At 39.8% G+C, this 18,883-nt stretch carries 19 protein-coding genes; 14 read left to right on the top strand and 5 right to left on the bottom strand.

Features of this window, described 5'->3' with window-relative positions; genetic code table 11:
* Nucleotides 1–2 precede the first annotated feature (2 nt).
* From CGB83_RS13530 to CGB83_RS13485, 9 genes are all read left to right on the top strand, one after another.
* On the top strand, nt 3–1,334 hold the full coding sequence (locus CGB83_RS13530; RefSeq protein WP_100076271.1) for a quinol:cytochrome C oxidoreductase: 1,332 nt from the start codon (nt 3–5) through the stop codon (nt 1,332–1,334).
* Nucleotides 1,335–1,523: 189 nt separating this feature from the next.
* Nucleotides 1,524–2,108: a Crp/Fnr family transcriptional regulator gene (locus tag CGB83_RS13525; protein ID WP_100076270.1), complete on the top strand. Its 585-nt coding sequence runs from the start codon at nt 1,524–1,526 to the stop codon at nt 2,106–2,108.
* A 179-nt stretch (nt 2,109–2,287) separates the two neighbouring features.
* Nucleotides 2,288–3,127, top strand: coding sequence for an MBL fold metallo-hydrolase (locus CGB83_RS13520; RefSeq protein WP_228419929.1), 840 nt, complete (start codon nt 2,288–2,290; stop codon nt 3,125–3,127).
* A 48-nt stretch (nt 3,128–3,175) separates the two neighbouring features.
* Nucleotides 3,176–3,565 (top strand): nuclear transport factor 2 family protein, encoded by a 390-nt coding sequence (locus tag CGB83_RS13515; RefSeq protein ID WP_100076268.1) that lies wholly within the window; start codon nt 3,176–3,178, stop codon nt 3,563–3,565.
* A 315-nt stretch (nt 3,566–3,880) separates the two neighbouring features.
* Nucleotides 3,881–4,882 (top strand): hypothetical protein, encoded by a 1,002-nt coding sequence (locus CGB83_RS13510; RefSeq protein WP_100076267.1) that lies wholly within the window; start codon nt 3,881–3,883, stop codon nt 4,880–4,882.
* A 294-nt stretch (nt 4,883–5,176) separates the two neighbouring features.
* Nucleotides 5,177–6,190, top strand: a complete 1,014-nt coding sequence (locus CGB83_RS13505) for a hypothetical protein (protein WP_100076266.1) — start codon at nt 5,177–5,179, stop codon at nt 6,188–6,190.
* A 239-nt stretch (nt 6,191–6,429) separates the two neighbouring features.
* On the top strand, nt 6,430–7,473 hold the full coding sequence (locus tag CGB83_RS13500; protein WP_100077595.1) for a hypothetical protein: 1,044 nt from the start codon (nt 6,430–6,432) through the stop codon (nt 7,471–7,473).
* A 10-nt stretch (nt 7,474–7,483) separates the two neighbouring features.
* On the top strand, nt 7,484–8,332 hold the full coding sequence (locus CGB83_RS13495; RefSeq protein WP_100076265.1) for a GLPGLI family protein: 849 nt from the start codon (nt 7,484–7,486) through the stop codon (nt 8,330–8,332).
* Between the two features lie 353 nt (nt 8,333–8,685).
* Nucleotides 8,686–11,208: a DUF5686 family protein gene (locus tag CGB83_RS13485; RefSeq protein ID WP_100076263.1), complete on the top strand. Its 2,523-nt coding sequence runs from the start codon at nt 8,686–8,688 to the stop codon at nt 11,206–11,208.
* 52 nt (nt 11,209–11,260) lie between these two features.
* On the opposite strand, the gene CGB83_RS20180 is transcribed toward CGB83_RS13485, so the two are convergent.
* The 3 genes from CGB83_RS20180 to rplU form a co-directional block, all read right to left on the bottom strand.
* Nucleotides 11,261–11,437: a hypothetical protein gene (locus CGB83_RS20180; RefSeq protein ID WP_157761423.1), complete on the bottom strand. Its 177-nt coding sequence runs from the start codon at nt 11,435–11,437 to the stop codon at nt 11,261–11,263.
* Nucleotides 11,438–11,557: 120 nt separating this feature from the next.
* A complete protein-coding gene (rpmA, locus tag CGB83_RS13480) occupies nt 11,558–11,815 on the bottom strand; it encodes a 50S ribosomal protein L27 (protein WP_100076262.1) in 258 nt (85 codons plus the stop codon).
* Nucleotides 11,816–11,843: 28 nt separating this feature from the next.
* The gene (gene rplU, locus CGB83_RS13475; RefSeq protein ID WP_100076261.1) at nt 11,844–12,233 is read right to left on the bottom strand and encodes a 50S ribosomal protein L21; all 390 of its coding nucleotides are present in this window, start codon (nt 12,231–12,233) and stop codon (nt 11,844–11,846) included.
* Between the two features lie 188 nt (nt 12,234–12,421).
* Between rplU and CGB83_RS13470 the strand changes: the two genes are divergently transcribed.
* Both CGB83_RS13470 and CGB83_RS13465 read left to right on the top strand, forming a co-directional pair.
* Nucleotides 12,422–13,312 carry a neutral zinc metallopeptidase gene (locus tag CGB83_RS13470; RefSeq protein WP_100076260.1) on the top strand — a complete coding sequence of 297 codons (891 nt, stop codon included), beginning with the start codon at nt 12,422–12,424 and terminating at the stop codon, nt 13,310–13,312.
* Nucleotides 13,313–13,436: 124 nt separating this feature from the next.
* Complete coding sequence (locus CGB83_RS13465; protein ID WP_100076259.1) at nt 13,437–14,525, top strand: acyltransferase family protein; 1,089 nt, start codon at nt 13,437–13,439, stop codon at nt 14,523–14,525.
* Here the strand turns inward: CGB83_RS13465 and CGB83_RS13460 are convergent, their stop codons facing one another.
* Nucleotides 14,526–14,777 carry a hypothetical protein gene (locus CGB83_RS13460; protein WP_100076258.1) on the bottom strand — a complete coding sequence of 84 codons (252 nt, stop codon included), beginning with the start codon at nt 14,775–14,777 and terminating at the stop codon, nt 14,526–14,528.
* Between the two features lie 158 nt (nt 14,778–14,935).
* On the opposite strand from CGB83_RS13460, the gene CGB83_RS13455 reads away from it, so the two are divergent.
* From CGB83_RS13455 to CGB83_RS13445, 3 genes are all read left to right on the top strand, one after another.
* Nucleotides 14,936–15,514 carry a MiaE family protein gene (locus tag CGB83_RS13455; RefSeq protein WP_100076257.1) on the top strand — a complete coding sequence of 193 codons (579 nt, stop codon included), beginning with the start codon at nt 14,936–14,938 and terminating at the stop codon, nt 15,512–15,514.
* Between the two features lie 9 nt (nt 15,515–15,523).
* Nucleotides 15,524–16,141, top strand: coding sequence for a DUF502 domain-containing protein (locus CGB83_RS13450; RefSeq protein WP_100076256.1), 618 nt, complete (start codon nt 15,524–15,526; stop codon nt 16,139–16,141).
* 74 nt (nt 16,142–16,215) lie between these two features.
* A complete protein-coding gene (locus CGB83_RS13445; RefSeq protein ID WP_100076255.1) occupies nt 16,216–17,592 on the top strand; it encodes a tryptophanase in 1,377 nt (458 codons plus the stop codon).
* A gap of 67 nt (nt 17,593–17,659) precedes the next feature.
* On the opposite strand, the gene CGB83_RS13440 is transcribed toward CGB83_RS13445, so the two are convergent.
* Nucleotides 17,660–18,880: a PQQ-dependent sugar dehydrogenase gene (locus CGB83_RS13440; protein ID WP_100076254.1), complete on the bottom strand. Its 1,221-nt coding sequence runs from the start codon at nt 18,878–18,880 to the stop codon at nt 17,660–17,662.
* Between the last annotated feature and the right edge of the window lie 3 nt (nt 18,881–18,883).

Here is an 18,883-nt window from a genome sequence, read left to right as displayed (position 1 = left end):
AAATGTATAGTTTTTCACCAAAATTAAAGTCAACATCTATAATTCTCCTTATTGTAGGTCTGGTCTTGTTTGGTATCGGTTTCTTTATGAATAAGGGAATCACCACTGAAAAGATCGAACATATGATGGAGGCTGTTCATTCTTCAGGCCATAATGCCCCTACCCACTCCAGCGAGATGGTAGGTCCTCAGGATCATGAAGCTCACCTGGAACATGCTGCCATGCAGATTCACAATCAGCCTTTGGCGTCCATCCATTTTGTAGCTGTATTTTTCTTCGGGGTTAGCTGCTGTGTACTGTTCTTTTACTGTATCCAGCACGCTGCGCACGCAGGCTGGCCAATCATTATTACAAGAGTAATGGAAGCTATTGCTTCTTATATCCCATATGGAGGTGCTATTCTGGTGATCATTATGATCCTGAATATTACGCACAACGGGCACCTGTTCCACTGGATGGATCCGGATCTCACAGACCCTACCAAGCCTAACTTCGATGTTATCCTGTTTGAAAAGAAAAAGTTCCTTAACATTCCTTTCTACGCAGTAAGAACAATCATCTATGTAGTAGGAGCATCGTTCTTTGCATGGAAGCTTAAGGCGCAGTCTAAGAAAGTGGATGAAACTAAATCAAGAACAGATTACCAGATGTTATACCGATGGGCTGTAGGATATATTGCATTCTTCGGATTTGCTTCTGCAGCTTGGGCTTGGGACTGGTTGATGTCTATTGACCCTCACTGGTATTCTACCATGTATATCTGGTATTCTATGGTGAGCTGCCTTTCAAGCGGTATTGCAGTAATCATCCTTTTAAGTGTTTTCCTTAAGAAAAACGGATTCCTGCCTCAGTTCAATGATAATCACCTGCACGACCTCGGTGTATTCCTTTTCGCAACAAGTATGCTTTGGACATATACATGGTTTGCTCAGTTCATGTTATACTGGTACGCTAACGTTCCGGAAGAGGTGAACTACTTCTTCGGAAGGTTCCAGCACTACTCTTCTACTTTCCTGCCGATGCTGATCGTTAACTTCCTTCTACCATTATTGGTATTGGTGAGCAGCAGCATCAAGAGAAACTATAAAGTGGTAACCATCATGGCAATCGTGGTGATCTTCGGACACATTGTAGACTACTTCAATATGGTAATGCCGGGAACAGTAGGTCCATACTGGAAAACTCCTGAAGTATTCCTATTGGTTATCGGAGCGATCCTTTTCGTAGGAGGACTGTTTATCTTTACGGTAATGACTGCATTATCCAAACTTAAACTTATCCCTACAGGAAACCCTTATTTACACGAATCTGAAATTTATGAGTATCCTTTCTAAGGGCTTATAACAAGATAATAAAAAGACTGATTGTAATGATCAGTCTTTTTTTGTTTTGCTGTGAGAAGACTGAAGGGCTTAACTTTATTATCATTATGATTTTAGGCCCTTTTTTCATTGGCGATTAAAAATGTAATCATTATTTTAGAGAGAAAATAGTATTGCATACCTGTATAAAACTGGAAAAACATGAAACGACTCAAAGAAAATATTGCCAGGCACATTAAACTCTCCGCATCAGATCTGGAGCAATTCTGTAATTTATTTACTCAAAAAAGAATTAAAAAAAAGGAATTTTTATTACGCGAAGGTGAAGTGTGCAGGTTTGAAGCTTTTGTACTTAAAGGACTTATTAGAGTATATTATGTCGATGCCAACGGATTTGATAAAGTACTGTATTTTGCTGCCGAAGATTGGTGGGTCACTGACATTGACAGTTTTACAAATGGAATGCCGTCACAATTATATATTGAAGCTTTGGAGGATAGTGAACTCCTTTTAATCTCAAAGACAGACAAAGATGTAGCTTATGAAAGTATTCCTGCTGTTGAAAAGCTTTTCCGTATTATGACACAAAAAACCCATGTTGCATTACAGCGTCGAATGATAGATAACCTAAGCAAAACCGCTGACCAGAGATATATAGATTTTACAAAAAAATACCCCATGCTTTCACAACGGCTAACTAATTTACAGGTTGCAGCATATTTGGGTATCAGCCACGAATTTGTGAGTAGGATCAGAAAAAAAATTGCATTGGATAAAAAGAGTTGAATTTATTGAACTTGTTCAATGTTTTTGGTTTGTGCCATTCGCATCTTTGTATATCAAAATCAAAGAAACGGCGCAGGACAAACATATCACATTTCAAAAAAACATTGTAGATTATTTTTTGAGCGTGAACATCAGACAAAACCAAAACAGCATTATTCACAATTTTAATGATATTCAATATGACAACACAAGCACAAAACTTTACAACCATCAAAGCCGGCCCATATGATCTTGATGTATTCAATGCATCTGAAAACAGCTTTGGAGTAGCATCCGTAATCGTATCAGGAAAAAACGATGCAATATTAATTGATGCACAATTCACATTAGAAGATGCCGAAACGGTTGCCCAAAAGATTAAGGAATCCGGTAAGAAACTGACCACAATTTACATCTCACATAACGATCCCGATTTTTATTTCGGGTTAGAAGTATTCAAACAATATTTTCCGGAGGTAACTGCCTATGCAGTACCCGCCGTTGTTGAACAAATAACAAAAACTGCTCAGAAAAAGTTAGACGTTTGGGGCGAACGTCTAGGAAAAGCAATTACATCAAACATAGTATTGCCACAGGTCTTAAAAGATAATATACTTGAGTTGGAAGGTGAAAAATTTGACATTATCGGATTGGAAGATTTCCCAGGAAAAACTTTTGTGTATATTCCCGCAGCTAAAGCAGTTGTTGGTGGAATAAATGTATTCGGTAATAGTTTTAATATCTGGATGGCTGATGCGCAGACAGCTGAGGCCCGTTCCAACTGGATCAACATACTTGACAGAATCATTGCGTTAAATCCTTCTGTTGTTATTCCTGCACACGGTAAAACCGGGGATGCTCTTGATCTCACTTCAGTAAAGCACACCAAAGAATATATTCTTTTTTATGAAGAGGCATTAAAGACCAGCAGGACCTCTGAAGATTTAATAAAAGCCATCAAAACAAAATATCCGAATCTGACTTTTGAAATGGCTTTGATGTTGGGTGCTAAAGTATTGACCGGAGAGATGAAGTGGTAAACAAAAAAACATAATTGTTCAGTCTGGCATTTAAAACCATTTACAACTATGACAAATTTAGAAATTGTAAAAAGCACATACGAAGGAAAAACTTCAGAAGAAAACGGTGAAAACCTGAAAGCATATCTGGCTCCTGATGCCCAATGGACCGAGGCTGCCGGGTTTCCTTATGCAGGCACTTATACAGGCATTCAGGAAATTTCGAGAAATGTCTTTCATCGCTTAGCAACAGAATGGATAGATTATAAATTTACACCTGAGAATTATATTACAGGTGATAACCAGATTGCGGTCACCGGCACCTATACAGGAACCTATAAAATAACGATGAAGCCATTTGCTGCAAGGGTTGTGCACGTTTGGGATTTGCGTGATGGTAAAATTGTACGTTTTGAGCAATTTGTCGACAGTAAGACAGTAGTGGAGGCAATGAACTAAAAACGGCTTACTAAAATTAAACCTGGAACACATGCAAACTATACATCCAAATAATAGCCATGCTTCCTGTAGCCATAAATAGGGTTCGGACTTATAGCCCTGCAGAATTATTTTCATATTTGAGAATATAGGTGATGTCGAAGATTCTGAAATGCATCAGTATTATTTCTGAGACTGATAATAAAAAAGACTGATTTTAATGATCAGTCTTTTTTTTTGCTTTACCGTTAAAAATTCCGGTAGCCTGAAACCTTTTTGCCATCGTCATTGTCTTATCAATAAAAATGATTCTTTAATATTTCAAAGCAGGACAGTATGACAAAAAAGATTTTTTTTCTTTTGGTGATTGCATTGTACGGTTTGTTTAATGCGCAAAGCATCACTTTCGTTTCCGAGAAAAACGGTAAGCCGCTACCTAAAGTTTCAGTTTTTGGAAAAGACGGCAGCATCCTGGCTTTTTCGGATATTGACGGTAAAATTGATAAGCAGTCATTAAAACCTGACCAGGAAAAATTCCAGCTGGTTTATGACAATGTTTCCGTAGCCACTTTATCGTATTCCGATTTTATTAAGGACATCATCAAGATTAATGACCGCATCAAAGATATTGAAGCGGTAGTCATCAAAAATGACAAGCCCGCCAAGTATATTCTTATCAGGGGGAATTTCAATGCTTATGTAACTTCAGATAATAGGCTGAAAAGCTATGCTGATGGGATCGTGACTTATATTTTCAATAATAAAACAAAAAAACTGAAAAGTATCAATGTGGAGCAGTACAGGATCTTCAAATTGCAGGATGAAATGAATGGATCTTTCTTATCTTATACAGCAGGGTTGGATATACCAAGACTTAAATACGTAGGAAAGCCGGAGGAATATAAGCTCGGAAAAAATAAGATTAAAGAATTAAAAGGAGATCAGAGTGACCAGGTTGAAATCTTAGATAAAATCGGGTCGGAAAAAGGGTTTTCATTTTTGGGAGTAACGGTCTATGATTACAGAAAAATTATAAACATATCTTTTGAAAAAGGATCAGGAAAAACGTTGAGAGACTTTCTGGACTACGGTGAAATCCGCTCCTCAAAATTTAAACTGAAAGAGAAACCCATCCCCCATCCATTGATATTATACAATAATTTTTATGTGACAGAATTCAATTTTAGTAATGATGATGATACTAAAAAAGTAAATTTCAATAAAAGCAGCAGCAATTACCAGAAACCATATTGGCAGGACCCCTCTTTTCCTACCATGCAGCCGGTTTTCAGCAGCTTCTTCAAAGAAGACCTAAGGGAATTACCCAATGGAAAGTAAAGAATAGGCAAGGCATATTCCCTGATACAATAAGTATGATTTTGCATATACAAGCCTTAATATATTTATCCGTACTTCAATGATGCCTATAATATAGATATTCGGGAGAAATGTTAGTATGAAATTCAAAATGTACTTTTTGATAAAATATAATACCATCAACAGAAAGACTGATTGTAATGATCAGTCTTTTTTATGCTTTCCGGTAAAAAATGCAGATCACCTGAAACCTTTTTGCTATTGGCGTTGTCTTATCAATAGAAATGATTCTTCAATAATTCAAAACAAGACAGCATGACAAAAAAGATCTTTTTATTTCTGGTTATCGCATTCTACGGTTTTATTAATGCACAAAGCATTACTTTCGTTTCCGAAAAGACCGGTAAGCCTCTGCCTAAAGTTTCAGTTTTTGGAAAAGACGGCAGCATCCTGGCTTTTTCGGATATTGACGGTAAAATTGATAAGCAGTCATTAAAACCTGACCAGGAAAAATTCCAGCTGGTTTATGACAATGTTTCCATTGCCACTTTATCGTATTCCGATTTTAATAAGGACATCATCAAGATTAATGACCGCATCAAAGATATTGAAGCGGTAGTCATCAAAAATGACAAGCCAGCAAAGTACATACTTATCAAGGGAAATTTCAATGCCTATGTCACTGTTAACGACAGGCTCAATGCTTACGCCGATGGGATTGTTACCTATGTTTTTGACAACAAAACAAAAAAGCTGAAAAGTACCAATGTAGAGCAGTACAGAATATTCAGATTAGAAACTGCAACGAATGATATAAAAAACACTTCTTCTTATGATTATGTAAATTCCCTGGATCTGCCGAAACTTAAACATTTGGGAAATCCTGAGGAATATAAAAAAGCAAGCAATACCATAAAAGAATTGAAGGGTGATGTGAAAGATCAGATTGAAGTGATCCAGGCGATGGCCAAGGGAGAAGAAATCGGGTTCTTAGGATTCCGGTTTTATGATTTCAGAAAAGTGTTCAGTATGTCTTTTGAAAAAGGATCAGGAAAAACGTTAAGAGACTTCCTGGAATATAATGAACTTATTTACATGAAGCTTAAACATAAGAGTGAATCCGAATACAATCAATTAGCATTATATAATAATTTTTACACTACGGAATTCAGTTTCAGCAATAATAATGATATTAAAAAAGTAAGGTTCAACAAAAACAGCAGTAATTACCAGTCCAAGTATTGGCAGGATCCCTCTTTTCCCAATATGCAGCCGGTCTTCAGCAGCTTTTTTAAAGGAGATCTAAAAGAGGAGCCTAATGAACATTAAGGATTTAAGAAGATCTTCAGCAACTGCCCTGTTCTTATATCAATACTAAAAATATTTTGCAAAAACGATCTCAATGTTTACCGTGCCACTTTATGAATGATGAAAAATTGCGGAGAAAGACTGATGTCAGTTATCGGTTTTTTTATATTGAAAATAAAAATATCAATCCGGTGAAACTTTTTCGACATTTTAATTGTCTTATAAAGGATAGGATTATTAATCTTCAATATACAATTATCATGAAAAAAAGCACACTGTTATTCTTACTGATCGTATGGTACAGCTTCATCAATGCGCAGAGCATCACCTTTGTTTCCGAAAGGACCGGAAAACCGTTGCCACAGGTTTCGGTTTTCGGCAAAGACGGTAGTATTTCAGCGTATTCTGATGTCGGCGGTAAAATTAATAAACAATCTTTGAAACCTGATCAGGAGAAATTTCAGCTTGTGTACAAGAATATTCCCATAGATACCCTGTCCTACTCAGATTTTGATCAGCCGGTAATCAAAATTAGTGATCAGGTTACAGAAATTGATCCTATGCCAGTCAAAAGCAATAAAACCGGGAAATACATATATGTTACGGGAAACTTCAATACCTATATAACCCTTAACAATACCGTAAATGGCTATGCTGACGGGATTATAAGATATATTTTCAACAGCAAAACAAAAAAACTGAAAGCTATCCGGATCCAGCAGTATAGGGTTTTCAGATTGCCGAAATCAGAGTTAAACCTAAAAAAATCATCTTCTTGGGAGTTCTCTGCTTTTATGCAAGTTCCGGATGTAAAATGGGTGGGAAACGTTGATCAATACAAAAAAAGCAAAAACATGGTTTATCAGGAAGTGAAGAGCATGAAAAGTGACAAAATAGAGATCAAAGATGTGCAATATCCGGAAAAAGACATAGCATTCCTGGGATATCATTTTTTATATACCAGAAATATTATAAATATCACTTATAACAAAGATTCCCGGAAAACACTGGAAGACCTTCTGGAATACAATCAAAATAGATCTATAAAACTGAAATACAAAAACGAACTGAACTACAATATACTCCATATCTATGCTAATTTCTATCCGACTTCCTTTGAATCCGGAGACCGTAAAGATGATCATAAAGTAAAGTTTGACATCAACGGAAGTTATTACACATCAAAATACTGGGAAGATCCGTCTTTTCCGGATATGAACCATGTTCTTGACTCTTTCCTGAAAGGAGACCTGACAGAACAAAAAAATACGCATTCAACCAATACAATTAAACATACCACCTAAAACATCGATTATGACAAAAGTTTTACAGGTCATTTTGACCATGGCTATTGTGCTGCTTAATGCACAAAATACAGCAAACCGATTCTTTTATGAGCTGACCTACAAACCCAGTAAGGATTCTGTACAAATCGAAAAGGAAATGATGGTTTTGGATATTGATCAGAATAGATCTCTTTACCAATCCTATGACAAAATTCAGAACGATTCATTAGCAGATGCCGTGTTCCAGGAATTTTCAAAAATCGGCCAAATGCCTAAGCTTAAGAAACTGGGTAATAAAAATGCTCTATTCATGCATCGGATTTTCAAAACATACCCGATCCATGAAGTGGTGTATACAGGTTTGATTTCCCTGGATTATTTTTCATATCGCGAAAACCCAAACCTGAACTGGAAGATTTCGGATGAAAAACAGAAAATCGGTATATACAACACTCAAAAAGCAACTACAGATTTTGGCGGCAGGAAGTGGATTGCATGGTTCACGACTGAAATCCCGTTTCAGGATGGACCCTACAAATTTTATGGCCTTCCGGGATTAATCGTCAAAATTGAAGATCAGGGAAAAAATTATTCCTGGGAACTGAAAGGAAACAGAAAAACCGGCGATATCCAGTTTGAATCATATATGGATAAATATATCAGTTCCGTACCTAATATAGTTACAAAAGAAAAATTTTTAGAAAAATACGATCAATATAAAAAGAATCCTTTTGCGGGTATAAAAGAGACATTTGCTCAGCATATGCCTGCGGGTATGCAATTGCCGGATGAATTTTTTCAGTCAAAAGAAATGCGCGAGGAAGAAAGACAATTGAAAAAAAAATATAGTGTAAGAAATAACAGTATCGAACTTTAGTGTAACACACTAAACAGATTATCAAAAAATTGTCTGATCTTATCATGTATTGTGTTGATCAGACAATTTTTTTTTCCGGTAACCACTGAGAGCAATCTGATCTTCATTACCATATAAAGATAGAGAATCAATCCCGTGGCTTTAGTGCTCGGCAGCTTCAGCCACATAATTAAACCGTTTTTATTCATAGCATACTGAATTAAAATCCATGCCCTGATGCTCATCATGAAACGGCTGATATTAATTCAGTACATTTGCACTTTTTTACCGGATTAATGAAATTTATCCGAAATGATACCGTTTAAAATAAAGTGCATACTTTTTGTTTATGCTAATGCCTGATAAAACAACAAATGTTTAACCATACTCCATATTATTATCTTTTAATCTTCACATTCTTTTCCGGCTTCATCTATTCCCAAAGTACTGTCAGCGGCAGAATTATCGATGCCAAAACCAACAAGGAAATCACCGGAGTGGATGTATTCATCAATGAATCAGATAAAGCGGTACTGACTACTTCTTCCGCAGCATTCACAGTACAGTCAGACAGCATCATTTACCAGCTGAAATTCCTGAAAAAAAGCTATGCCCTGGCAACGATCAGTATTGCTCAGGACAACACAGCTCCGCTTCTGGTTAAACTTTCCCGTGAGAAAGTCAGCGATATCCAGGAAGTGGTGATTCACAATGAAAAGCCGAAGTATAAAAATAAAAAAGAGAATCCGGCCTATGCCATCATGCAGGAAGTATGGAAACGGAAAAGAAACAACGGGCTGGATAAGTTTGACACATACACTTATAAGGAATACGAGAAGATAGAGTTTGATGCCAATAACCTGGACAGTGCCTTCATGAAAAAGAAAATGTTCAACAAGCTGGACTTTGTCTTCGATTATGCCGATTCCACTGCCAGCGGCAAACTGGCGCTTCCGCTATTCCTTAATGAAGCTGTGTACGAAAATTACGGTGAAAAAAGGCCGGCCAAAAGAAACAAGAAACTGCTCGTTGCACAAAAGACCTCCGGGTTCCAGGATAATCAGATCGTCATTCTAACAGCTAAAAACCTGTACCGCGACATCAATATCTATGACAATACACTGAACTATTTCGACATCGGTTTTCCCAGCCCGGTAGGAACGGACGGGTTCAGTACTTACGATTATAATCTGATTGACACCATATCCGTACGCGGGGAGAATGCATTCAGAATCCGGTATCAGCCTAAACGGACAGAGGTCCTGGCTTTTCAGGGCTACCTCTATATTGCAAAAGACAGCTATGCCGTGCTGGGAGCTACCTTAAAATCAACGAAAAAGATCAATGTCAATTTTATCAACGGCATCTCCACCGAACTGGAATATGACAACCCGGATGAGAATACTTTTCTTCCTAGGAAGTTCGTGACCGAAATCGAAATGACGCCTTTCTCAAAAAAGAAAACGGCAAAGAGTCTGATCGCGAAAAGAACTGTAGACTATTCTGAATATGATTTCAATAAAGCTCTTGACCCGAAGGTATTCAACCGCAAGGCAGAAGAATATGAAAGCGGTTTTGTAGAAAAAGATGATGCGTACTGGGCCAAAGCGAGGCCTGATTCATTATCCAAAAGCGAACAGGGCGTCTATGAGATGCTTGACAGGCTTGAAAAGACCCCAAAATTCAATCGTATCGTAAAACTGTACGAAACCCTTGGTTCAGGGTATTATAACGTCTTTAAAGCCATCGATCTGGGTCCTATCTTTTCTGTCTACGGAAAAAATGATGTGGAAGGCGACCGGATCAGGATCGGAGCCAGAACGTATTTTACCCGTAATGACCCGTGGAGGGTCCAGTTTTATACGGCATACGGATTTAAGGACCAACAGCTGAAATACGGTGCGGAAGCCAAATATATGTTTAACAGGGTCAACCGGTTTATGATCGGGGCAGGAACCAGAAGAGACATTCTTCAGTTAGGTGTCCAGCTGACCAATGATGACGGGATCATGTCCAGGACCTTTGCTTCATCAACGGTATTTGCCAGAGGTGAAAATGCCTCATTAAGCTCCGTTAACCAGACCAATGTGTTCACGTCTATCGAACCCTGGAAAAATATCCAGCTCAGAGTAGACGGAACCATGCAGAGCATTAAATCCGCCAATCCTTCGGGATTCAACCTGATGTATTACCGCAACGGGGAACTGAGGAAAACCCTGAATGATTCACACGTTACCTTCAGCCTTATTGCAAGGCCGGGCGCCAAATTTTCCCAGACTGGTGTCGACCGTACCGAACATGGCACACTTGCGCCGACCATTATCCTTAAATATACCCGTGGTATAGAAGGACTGTTTAACGCTGACTATAATTACAATAAGCTGCAGTTCATGTTTTATAAACCGGTCCTGATCGGGAGCTGGGGTAAAATGATGGTGAATTTTGAAGCCGGGAAAAACTTCGATACCGTCCCTTTGGCCCTGCAGAACGTAATCCCGGGAAACCAGTCGTACAGCCTTGCGCCCAATACCTTTGCGCAGCTCAATTACTATGAATTTGTTGCAGACACTTATACTACCCTGCATCTGGAACATCACTTCAACGGTAAGATCCTGTCATTTATTCCGCTGATCAAAAAGCTCAAACTAAGGGAAGTGGCTTTCCTGAGAGGCGCTTACGGAACATTAAGCGATGAATCCAGGAACATCAATGTTGCCGGTTTCAAATACTCTGCTCCAAGTGACCATGTTTATTTTGAATACGGTTTCGGAATTGAAAACATCGGTTTCGGGAACCTCAGGATTTTCAGGGTAGATTTTAACTGGCGGGGCAATTACCTGGACCGGCCGGATATCTCCAAATTCGGCGTAAAAGCAGGTTTCCAGGTAGGATTCTAAAAAGCAAATCTCCTTCGTGAAGAAGGAGATTTTTATTTCGCTGCAGCTATGGTTATATATCTGCACTGTTGCATCCGCCGCAGATCGGCACTAAGGTCTGGGGCGAAAGGCATACCGGACGGCTTCCTGCAGGCAGGCTGCAGTACCAGTCACAGGAAATCCCTTCGCACTTAAAACCGCCCTGTAGGGTTCTGAGCTCATTTCTGGAAAGTCTTTTTACGTGTTTCATATTGATTTTATTTTAGAATTGGTTTTTATATAACGTAAAATAATAATCAATAGTATAAATAAAAAGAAAATCCTCAGCAAAACTGCTGAGGATTAAATTGTGTATAAACGGATAAATAAATTATGCGTTTGCTTCTACAGATACAAAAGATCTGTTGTTTGCTTTCTTTCTGAAAACTACTTTACCGTCTACCAATGCAAACAAAGTGTGGTCTTTACCGATACCCACGTTTGCACCCGGGTGGTGTTGCGTACCTCTTTGTCTAACAATAATATTTCCGGCAATAGCTTCCTGACCTCCGAAAATCTTTACTCCTAATCTTTTGGAGTGTGATTCTCTACCGTTTTTGGAACTACCAACTCCTTTCTTATGTGCCATTTTATTCTAAGGTTTTTTGGTTTTACAATTATTCTGCGCTTTCAGCAGTCTCAGCATCTGCTTTTTTCGTGGTCTTCTTAGCAGCTTTCTCTTCCTTTTTAGCTCCTTCAAATCCGGTGATACCGGTAATCTGGATCTGAGTAAGAGATTGTCTGTGACCGTTTTTAACTTTGTAACCTTTTCTTCTTTTCTTTTTGAAAACGATTACTTTATCAGCTTTAACGTGATCAAGAATCTCTGCCTCTACAGTGATTCCGCTTACAGCCGGGGCGCCTACAGTGATTGAACCGTTTACGGTAAGAAGAATTTTGTCAAAAGAAACTTTTGATCCTTTGTCTCCTGCCAAACGGTTTACAAACAACTTCTGGTCTTGCTCAACTTTGTATTGAAGCCCTGCTATTTCTACAATTGCAAACATTGTTTATAAAATTTTAGTTATTCGAGGTGCAAATATATGAATAATTTTCCAATCCTCTCATAATCAATCTTTATTTTTTGCGAAATAAAACACTTATCCTATTCACTATGCTACGAATATTTTTTCAGATGAATATCATTCCGTGTAAAAGATAATTTTATAACTTAGTCGATACCAAAATTTTTAATATGAAGAAAAACTTTAATTTCTGCTGTTTAGCAGGAGCTATTGCTGTATTCTCTTTAACAGCATGTAATGACAACTCTACCGAAGACAACAATCTTTTACAACAGCCCCAAGCTGAAAGTGCCAAAGTCGAGCAGCCTAATGAACGGGAAAAGGCATGTTACTATGTAGACCAGAACTGGAATTCCTCAGCAGTGCTGAAAACGACCCTGAAAACCTCAACGGATACCAACTTCATGAATGGCCAGATGACTAAAATCGCCAGCTTATGGGGCAGAAACAATCCTACTTTGAGATTTGTTGATGACCCATCCAGCCCGAATTCTACCTACAATGCCATCTCCTATTCTACCGGGAAAATTTATTACGGTTATGCCATCTATTATGATGCCAAAAACAAAGGCGGGGATATTGTAAATGCCATGATCCTTGCCCATGAGTACGGCCATCAGCTCCAGTACATTTTCGGACTGCCTTCCGTAAACGAATCCACAGCCAGGCCGAATGAGCTTGAGGCGGACGGATTTGCAGGCTATTACCTGAGAAGACCGGAAGGCTACAATAAAACGCAATTCTCCGAAATTGCTGCAGCTTATGAATTTGCCCAGAGCATCGGGGATTACGCGACGACAAGCCCGGGCCACCACGGTACACCGCCACAAAGAAGATCAGCAGTGCGTCTGGGATTCCTGCTGGGGCAGTATAACCTTTCTGCATCTGATTTTGATTACAACTTTTTCTACTATTACCAGGGTGTGCTGAACGGCACATATAAAATGGGGAAAAATTCAAGGAATCCGGAACTTGATGCCTATATGATGCAGTATATTGACGAGCTGAGAAAAATCCAGTCCGGAGAGATCTCTGCCGAAGAGTTCAAACAACTGAAATAATAACATTCATTCTCAATATTTACAGTAAAGAAAGCAGGATTACGGTTCTGCTTTCTTTTTTTGTAAAAACTATTCGGAAAACTTTATCTATTTTTGGCTGTATCAATTATATCCAATACCCTGCATGAAAAGAGATCTTTATATTGATTTTGCCAAAGGGCTCGCTACCCTGTCCATCATCTTCATCCACACCGCTTTCTGGTCCGGACAGTTTTATATTCCGGCCGAAGTAAGGGTGCTTTCGCTGGTATTTGATGTAGCTCTGTTTTATGCATTGAGCGGAATAACCTCAGGCAGCAATATTGAAAAAACATTCTACAGGCTGCTGAAACTGCAGATTACCTATATGATTTTTGTGACCCTGCTGTTTTTTGCGGATTATTCTTTCAAGGTATTCGGCCTCAGCTTCTTTTCAGCAGAGTGGCTCCAGCATTTTTATTCCACTTTCGGATCCAAATATGCAGCAACGGCAATATCTGCAGAACCGCAATGGCAGACGCTTGGGAACTGGTACCTGCACCAGTACACCAATGCCGATACTTTCCCGGTGGTGATGGGAAGTTTCTGGTACCTGAAAGTCTATTTCATCCTGAGTGTATTCGGAGTGCTAATCCTAAAGTTTTTTCCGAAACATATCAACTGGTTTATTGCCCTCTGCATTATCCTGACACTGCTGTTTAATTTTTTCCCGTTCTACTATCCGACGGGCCAGGTGGGATATGTCAGCTTTTATCTGGCGGTTTTCCTGATCGGCAACAGGATGAGAGGCAAAAAAATAAGCACCCTGATGGTCCCGTTGCTTTATTTGGCTGTAGGTGCCCTGCTGATACTGATGTTCTGGTCTTACGGAAGCGATATTTTTTATCAGATCAACAGGAATAAGTTCCCTCCTAAGATCCCTTATATAATCTGGACATTATTTTCCCTGGTTACTTTATTTACGTTATACAACAGGCTTAAGGTCACCAAAGAAAATTTCATCACTTATATAGGTAAAAATGCCATATTCTTTTATTTCGCCCAAGGAATCAGCTCATCACTGGTATACTTCATTGTTGTTCCTATAAACGGAAAAATGCCGTGGTGGATCATGATGATCCTCATCTACGGCATTAATATTATTTTAGCATCGCTGATTGCACCTGTCCTTAAAAAAACGGATGCAGAGGGATGGAAAATACTGGAATTTCTAAGAAAGAAGACAGCAGCCTGATTAACCTCTGTCTCTTCTTCCATTCCGGGTGAGGAGTACAACGATAAGAATGAGTACCACAGCACCTATAATAATGTATTTAGGGTCAGTGTACCACTGTGTTGTCGTTGTTGTGGTGGTAGAATTTACGGTAACATCGGTTCCTGTACTTCCGCTGTTTTCCTGTGCAAAAGTAAATCCTGACATCAGAGTGAACAAAATAAGGGCAAATGCCTGACTGATTTTGCTTTTCAGCATTGGAATTGTTTTCATTGTTTTATTTTTTTAATGTTATAGACATAATATCAAAATAAATACCATTATTTTAAAATCTTTTAAGGAAAACCAACACTTATATTCTGAAAACATTAAAATCCAATAAAAGTTCTTCCATATCGCAATTTATTTTAATTTTACAGAAAATTTGAAACATGTTTAAGCTGAAACTCCCTACCGACCCAAGGTGGGCCAATATTGCAGAGGGGAACATCGGAGAAATTTTAACGGATCATGCCTGGTGTGAGCAGAAAGCGGCTACCAATGCCATCGGCCTCATCACCATGCTTCCCGAGCACCCGGAAATCGTTACGGAACTTCTTGCCATTGCACAGGAGGAACTGGACCATTTCAACCAGGTGCATGAAATCATCAAGAAAAGAGGGTATACCTTCGGAAGGGCCAGAAAGGATGATTATGTTAATGAACTGATGAAGTTCATCATCCAGGGAAGCCGTGAAGACCTGATTGTTGATAAAATGCTTTTCGCAGCCATGATAGAAGCCCGGAGCTGTGAAAGATTCAAAGTGCTTACGGAAAACATACAGGATGAGGAACTGAAAACGTTTTACCGTGAGCTGATGATTTCGGAAGCTAATCATTATACGACGTTCATCGGATTCGCAAGGCAGCTTGGAGACCCGGAAAAAGTCAATGCGCGATGGGAAGAATGGCTTGACTATGAAGCCGGAATCATTCAATCGTACGGAAAAGGTGAAACCATACACGGATAAGAACAGACATTGAAAAAATTTACGTTTGAAAATATAGCCAATTTTTTCCTGAAGAATTTCTTCCAGGGATTAGTTATCATCGGACCAATCGGCCTAACGATTTTCGTTATCTGGTATGTGGTGACTTCCATTGATAATATCATCCCGTCGGTAGCCAAAGAAATTCCGGGGCTGGTTTTTATTTCGACGATCCTGTTTACGGCCGCATTAGGTTTCCTGGGCAATAAATTCGTGGTTGGGAAATTCTTTTTCGATTCCATGGACCGTCTGCTAGAAAAAACGCCGGGCGTAAAACATATTTATACCCCCACTAAAGACGTTATGTCGTCCTTCGTGGGAGACAAGAAAAAATTCAATGATCCGGTCTGGGTGAAAACCAATGAGAATCCCGAGATCTGGAGAATCGGCTTTCTGACCCAGAAAGAGATGGCCGATGTGGAAAAACACAATTATGTGGCCGTTTACCTCCCGCATTCCTATGCCATTTCGGGCTGGGTAATTGTTACGGAAGAAAAAAATATCAAGCCCGTCGTGGGCATGACCGCAGCTTCAGCCATGAAATTTGCCGTTAGCGGCGGAGTTGCAGGATTTCATTCAGATGATAATATCTTCAAGGCACCGGAATAGCATTTCCTGTGCAGACCTCTGATCGATGAAATTATTTCAATTTTTCTATAACAATCCTTAAACATATTTAATCCATGACTTTACCATACGCGGAACCTTTCCGCATTAAAATGGTGGAAGAAATCCGCCAGTCTACCAGAGAAGAAAGAGAACAGTGGCTGAAAGAAGCCCGTTATAATTTATTCAACCTTAAATCTTCACAGGTCTTCATTGACCTGCTGACGGATTCCGGAACGGGCGCCATGTCTGACAGGCAGTGGGGAGCCCTGATGACGGGGGATGAAAGCTATGCCGGATCCAGATCTTTCGAGCAGCTGCATGCCACCGTTCAAAAGATTACCGGATTCAAATACCTTCTACCCACCCACCAGGGAAGAGCAGCAGAAAACGTATTGTTTTCCGTACTGGTGAAAGACGGTGACGTGATTCCCGGAAACTCGCATTTTGATACCACAAAAGGGCATATTGAGTTCAGGAAAGCCCATGCTATCGACTGTACCATAGATGAAGCATTCGATATCAATGACCTTCACCCGTTCAAAGGAAACATCAACCTCGAAAAACTGGAAGAAGTCTATAAAAGCCATCCGAAAGAAAAGATCCCTTTCTGCCTGATTACCATTACCTGTAACTCTTCCGGAGGCCAGCCCGTATCTCTGGAAAATATGAAAGCAGTAAAAGCATTATCCGAGCAATACGGAATCCCTGTATTTTTTGATTCGGCGAGATTTGCTGAAAATGCTTATTTCATCAAGAAAAGAGAAGCAGGACAGGAGCACAGAAGCATCAAGGACATCTGTAAAGAGATATTTTCTTATGGAGAAGGAATGACCATGAGTTCAAAGAAAGACGGCCTTGTAAATATCGGCGGATTCATTGCCCTGAATAACGAAGAAGTATTCAGAAAGGCTTCCAATTTTACCATTATCTATGAAGGCTTTATTACTTATGGCGGAATGGCCGGAAGAGATATGGCCGCATTGGCAGTAGGACTGGATGAAGCTACGGAATTTGCTTACCTTGAAAGCAGAATTTCCCAGGTGGAGTACCTGGGCCATAAGCTCATCGAATATGGGATCCCGGTACAGAAACCGATTGGGGGACATGCGGTATTTATCGATTCCCTGAATTTCCTTCCGGAAGTGTCCCGCGAAGAATATCCGGCACAGACCCTGGGACTGGAAATTTATAAAGAAGCCGGTATCAGAACTGTGGAAATCGGGACCTTGCTGGCTGACAGGGATCCGGAGACCAGACAAAACCGTTATCCTAAGCTGGAACTGGTACGCCTCGCCATTCCAAGGAGAACTTATACGAATAATCATATGGATTATATTGCCGCCGCGATTAAAAACGTATATGAGAGACGGGAAGAAATCACCAAAGGGTATAGAATCACCTGGGAGCCTGAGCTCCTGAGGCATTTCACAGTACATCTGGAAGAAGCTTAAAGCGATACAATAAACGGGTTCAGAAAAATATTCTGAACCCGTTCTTTATAATGTTTATTTGAAGAGTTTACTTTTTCGAAATCCTGTACAGCTTTCCGCTGTCCGTCACGGCATACAGGCTACCGTCACTACCGTTCAGTACATCCCTGAACCTTTCTTTCTGATCTGTAAGAAGGCGTTCCTCGCCTACAACTTTATTGTCTTTCATTACAATCCTGTTGATATGCTCGCCGCTCAGGCAGCCGATAAACAGATTACCTTTCCATTCTTCCATGTTTCCGGTATAGAAGGTAACGCCACTTGGGGAAATAACCGGATCCCAGTAATATACCGGTTGTTCCGTTCCGGCCTTTTGCGTAGTTCCGTTATTAATTTTTTCCCCGGAATACTCGATTCCGTAGGTAACATCGCCCCAGCCATAGTTTTTACCCGGCCTGATCAGGTTGATCTCGTCACCACCTCTCGGTCCCATTTCAACATCCCAAAGTGTCCCGTTGGGATCGATGGCCATTCCCTGAGGATTCCTGATCCCGTAAGCATAAATTTCCGGTTTAAAGCCTGTTTTCCCGATGAAAGGATTTCCCAGCGCCGGTTTCCCGTCTTTTGTTATTTTTAAAATTTTCCCTAGATAATTATCCGTTCTCTGGGCATAAAACCGGGTCTGCTTATCCGATCTCTCGCCGGTACTTACGAAGAGGTTTCCGTCTTTGTCAAAAGCCAGCCGGCTGCCGTAATGCTTGTCGCCATCGTAGGTCGGAGTTGCCCGGAAAATAACCTGAACTCCTGAAACGTTCTTCAGATCGGCAGAAAGCATCCCTTTTCCCACTGCGGTATGATTTCCTTTCTCGTAAAGCTCTGAAAAACTGAAATAGATCATGCGGTTATTGTTGAAGTCCGGATCCAGGGCGACATCCAGCATTCCTCCCTGGCCTTTGGAATCCACTTTCGGGAATCCCTCAATTTTGGAGATCTGTTTTCCGTCGGCCGAAACAACATTAATATATCCTCTTTTATCCGTAATTAAAAAACGTCCGTCCGGCAGGTTGATGATTCCCCAGGGTTTTCCGAGGTCTTTACTCAGAACCTCCACATTGTAGGGCGTTGAGGTCTTTACAGCTTTTATCCTGGTCTGTCCTGCAAATGCGGGCTTATATTCCGGAGAATTTGGTTCTTTGGTTTCCACACTTCCGTCTTTACCCAGGCTCTGTGCATTCACAGTATTGTCTTTGCAAGAAGATAAAATCAGGAATAAGCTGAAAGCAGAAATGTAAAATTTATTGAATTTCATATG

This window comes from Chryseobacterium camelliae (genome assembly GCF_002770595.1).
GTDB lineage: Bacteria > Bacteroidota > Bacteroidia > Flavobacteriales > Weeksellaceae > Chryseobacterium > Chryseobacterium camelliae.
This window is presented reverse-complemented; position numbering and strand designations above follow the sequence as displayed.